This is a genomic window from Enterococcus sp. H57 (assembly GCF_003112495.1).
Taxonomy (GTDB): domain Bacteria; phylum Bacillota; class Bacilli; order Lactobacillales; family Enterococcaceae; genus Enterococcus_B; species Enterococcus_B faecium.
Window position 1 is genome coordinate 1 of sequence record NZ_BEHC01000075.1, and the last position, 810, is coordinate 810.

Here is an 810-nt window from a genome sequence, read left to right on the forward strand (position 1 = left end):
GGTTCTGTTGCAAAGTTTTAAATCTACTATCAGATAAGGTAGAATAATAGAAAAAGATAGCAGGAGGAATGACGATGAGTCATTTTAAAGGAAAGCAATTTCAGCAGGATGTGATTATTGTAGCCGTGGGCTACTATCTTCGTTATAACCTTAGCTATCGTGAAGTTCAAGAAATCTTATATGATCGTGGCATTAACGTTTCTCATACGACGATTTATCGTTGGGTGCAAGAATATGGCAAACTACTCTATCAAATTTGGAAAAAGAAAAATAAAAAATCCTTTTATTCATGGAAAATGGATGAAACGTACATCAAAATTAAAGGAAAATGACATTATTTGTATCGAGCCATCGATGCAGATGGTTTAACCTTGGATATTTGGTTACGTAAAAAACGGGACACACAAGCAGCCTATGCTTTTCTTAAGCGGTTAGTGAAGCAGTTTGATGAACCGAAGGTTGTAGTCACAGATAAAGCCCCCCTCTATTACAAGTGCCTTTAAGAAACTAAAAGAATACGGCTTTTATCAAGGGACAGAACATCGTACCATTAAATACCTGAATAATTTGATTGAACAAGACCATCGTCCAGTAAAGAGACGCAATAAATTCTATCGAAGTTTACGCACTGCCTCTACCACGATTAAAGGCATGGAAGCCATTCGAGGATTATATAAGAAAACCCGAAAAGAAGGCACTCTCTTCGGGTTTTCGGTCTGTACTGAAATCAAGGTATTATTGGGAATCCCAGCTTAAATCATAGATACCGTAAGGGATTTTATTCTTTATTTAAAACTTTGCAACAGAACC

At 36.5% G+C, this 810-nt stretch carries 1 pseudogene; it reads left to right on the forward strand.

Features of this window, described 5'->3' with window-relative positions:
- Positions 1-74 precede the first annotated feature (74 nt).
- Positions 75-756: pseudogene (locus tag DIZ30_RS12600) on the forward strand (IS6-like element IS1216 family transposase).
- Positions 757-810 lie beyond the last annotated feature (54 nt).